At 33.2% G+C, this 3163-nt stretch carries 4 protein-coding genes; 3 read left to right on the top strand and 1 reads right to left on the bottom strand.

All coding sequences use genetic code 11. The features are described from left to right. The 3 genes from AFK68_RS34475 to AFK68_RS04540 form a co-directional block, all read left to right on the top strand. Positions 1 to 453 (top strand): apolipoprotein A1/A4/E family protein (locus AFK68_RS34475; protein ID WP_168186321.1); only part of this gene is annotated, 453 nt, incomplete at its 5' end. A gap of 233 nt (positions 454 to 686) precedes the next feature. Next, positions 687 to 1268, top strand: a complete 582-nt coding sequence (locus AFK68_RS04545; RefSeq protein ID WP_094671775.1) for a hypothetical protein — start codon at positions 687 to 689, stop codon at positions 1266 to 1268. 70 nt (positions 1269 to 1338) lie between these two features. Continuing rightward, complete coding sequence (locus tag AFK68_RS04540) at positions 1339 to 1611, top strand: hypothetical protein (RefSeq protein WP_094671774.1); 273 nt, start codon at positions 1339 to 1341, stop codon at positions 1609 to 1611. A gap of 1052 nt (positions 1612 to 2663) precedes the next feature. On the opposite strand, the gene smpB is transcribed toward AFK68_RS04540, so the two are convergent. Then, positions 2664 to 3134, bottom strand: a complete 471-nt coding sequence (gene smpB, locus AFK68_RS04535; protein WP_094671773.1) for an SsrA-binding protein SmpB — start codon at positions 3132 to 3134, stop codon at positions 2664 to 2666. Positions 3135 to 3163: the final 29 nt, after the last annotated feature.

Below are 3163 nucleotides of genomic sequence, written 5' to 3'. Positions count from 1 at the left end.
GAAGGACTAGAGGAAGTTACAGAAAAATTACCTGAAGGACTAGAGGAAGTTACAGAAAAATTACCTGAAGGACTAGAGGAAGTTGCAGAAAAATTACCTGAAGGATTAGAAAAAGTTGCAGAAAAATTACCTGAAGGATTAGAAAAAGTTGCAGAAAAATTACCTGAAGGACTAGAAAAAGTTACAGAAAAATTACCTGAAGGACTAGAGGAAGTTGCAGAAAAATTACCTGAAGGACTAGAGGAAGTTACAGAAAAACTACCTGAAGGATTAGAAAAAGTTGCAGAAAAATTACCTGAAGGACTAGAAAAAGTTACAGAAAAATTACTTGGTAGTAAGCAAAATAAAAAGACAAAAAACCACCAGACAAAACCCCTGGGAAAGCCAAAAAAAAACCAGAATCAGATCCACCAACGTCACAGTCAGAGTTCTCGGAATTACCAACCGATATAGACGAACCATCCCCATTAGGTCTCCCATTTTTCCAGGAGTCATCGACACCGCCCATCGATATAGAACAAGAAGACCCAGACCTAGTTTCCCCCGCAGAAACTTCAGAAATATCAGACGAAGTTTATAAACAGAATGAAGGATTAATTTATATTCAAGATTTATACTCTAAGGGTAAGGCAAGTCATCTTTATACTTTAGATATAGAGTCTGGTAAAACAGTCTTAATTGGTTCTATGGGTATGCAGATAGTAGATATTGCTTTTTGTGGAAATATACTTTATGGAATTCGATGGCGGGACTCAAAAACAACAGATTTAGTCAGAATAAATCCTAATACTGCCAAAACTAAAATTATTGGTAAATTAGGTAATAGTAAAGTAGGTAGTTTGGCTTTTTCTCAACATAGAAATGCTCTCTATGCAATGGGTCCTCAAACATTATTAACAGTAAATTTAAAGACAGGTGCAGGAAGAGTTATTAAGTCTTATAAATCTTATTATCCTCTTTATTGTGGTGGTTTAGCTTTTGATAGTAAAGGTAGGGGTTATTCAGATTTTGGTAATAATTATAATCGGCAAAGATATCTGATGCGACTTAATAATAATGCTAGTCCTATTACTATTGGTGGTGGTAGTGGAGTTAAGAATTCTGGTTGTCTAGATTTTTACGGTGATGAATTATTTGCTATATTTAATGGTCAAATTTTTAAGTATGATTTAGTTACTGGTAAAGCTAGGTTTGTAACTTATACAGAAAAAAAAGTTTCTTGGGCTGGAATGAGTATTATGGCGCTACGCACAAGTCAGAAGCTATAGGATTTGATATTAAATAAATAAAATGTTAAAATTTTAAGATTTAAAACTTTAGTTTGAGAGGTATTGAGTTATGAGAGATTTAAGTAATGTTCCTATAGATAAGTTGGATCACGAACATTATCGTCAAATGTTAGTTCGTGATGGTCAACGTCGTTTTAATGAGTGGCACAGGGAATATCTAAGGTTTCAGCAAGGGTTTCTCCAGGATCAGAGACGTCGAATTCAGGAATTAGAAAATTTGCGTGAGTCTATTTACAGATATAATAAACGTCGTTCCCAAGAATCTCGAAAAGAGTTTTTGCGTTATCAAAATAAGTTTCTGAATGAAATGCGTCGTTATTAAGTTGATATTTTTCCACTCCAAGTTAATCAGGTGGGGTGGAAATTTATCTTCTTATACACAGATCAAAAACATCTAAAATTCTGGCAGTTTTGAGCATTAATTTTGATACTAAAAAGTATTGATTATGATTATAAAACAGATTATTTTTGGGAGATTTATCCAGAAAAAAGAGTAGAAAAATTGAACAAAGAATAGTTAAAACAGTGAGTCACAAACAGGTATTTCAGAAATTACTTTCTAGAGAAAAAGAATGGCTTGTAATTTTCATCCATAGGCACAAATAAAGTAATCATTCAGCTATTAGCACTCAGCTGTCAGCCTTTTAAATAAATAAATGAGTTAATAAATATAAGCTGTTGTGTATCTAGATTTTATATTCCCTATTACCTTTGAGAAAAATTGAATATATAGTCCTTCATAGTAAGCGCGCTTTTTATGATTCATAGAATATAGAGATTTTGGCTTAAAGGTAGAAGGCACTTATGCACTCAGGCAGAAGTAATGCAAGTCAACATGAGTGAAAACCCCTATAAAAACCTTAGCTGATAGNCTTTTAAATAAATAAATGAGTTAATAAATATAAGCTGTTGTGTATCTAGATTTTATATTCCCTATTGCTAGGAGCAAAAATTGAATATATGGTCGTTCATAGTAAGCCCGCTTTTCATGATTCATAGAATATAGAGATTTTGGCTTAAAGGTAGAAGGCACTTATGCACTCAGGCAGAAGTAATGCAAGTCAACATGAGTGAAAACCCCTATAAAAACCTTAGCTGATAGCTGATAGCTGACGGCTGAATGCTTACCAAATAAAAATTAAAGAAGCTATCGCATATAATGATGCTATAGGCTTTAGTTAGGAGTTGAATTTCCCCTAAGTTTGACTATCTTAATAAACTCTACCCAATGCTAAATTATCAAATTTACTCTCACATAGCAGTCGAAGCAAAGATTAAAACATTTATAAATCCTGTTAACGGAGCTTTTCCCTATACGAAAAATCCTTTGACAGTTTACTATTCCCTGTTCCCTAGTGCGTAGCACTTGTTAATCTAATATTGTTTAATTGCTCTTTGCATACTTCGTTTATCGTCTCGCCTCTTAATAGTTTCACGCTTATCATAAAGTTTTTTACCTTGTGCCAAAGCAATATCAACTTTTACCCAACCACGCTTAAAATACATCCTCAAGGGTACTAAAGTTAATCCTTGTTGTTCCACTTTTCCAATTAATTTCCGAATCTCTTGTTTATGTAATAATAGTCTTCTACTACGGCGAGGTTCGTGATTAAAAAACTCTCCTGCTTTTTGATATGGGGAAATATGAACATTAAGTAACCATGCTTCATTATTACGAATTAAAGCATAACCATCCCGTAAATTGACTTTACCTTCCCTAATTGATTTTACTTCTGTTCCTTGTAATGCCACGCCAGCTTCATAAGTCTCTATAATATGATAATTAAATCTTGCCTGGCGATTATCACTAATTAGTTTTTGTCCTTCACCACTTTTTTTAGCCATAATATATTTTTAGTCTCTAGTCTCTTTTT

This window comes from Hydrocoleum sp. CS-953, assembly GCF_002260545.1.
GTDB lineage: Bacteria > Cyanobacteriota > Cyanobacteriia > Cyanobacteriales > Microcoleaceae > Trichodesmium.
Note: the sequence above shows the minus strand (reverse complement) of the source record. Positions and strands in the feature narration are given on the sequence as shown.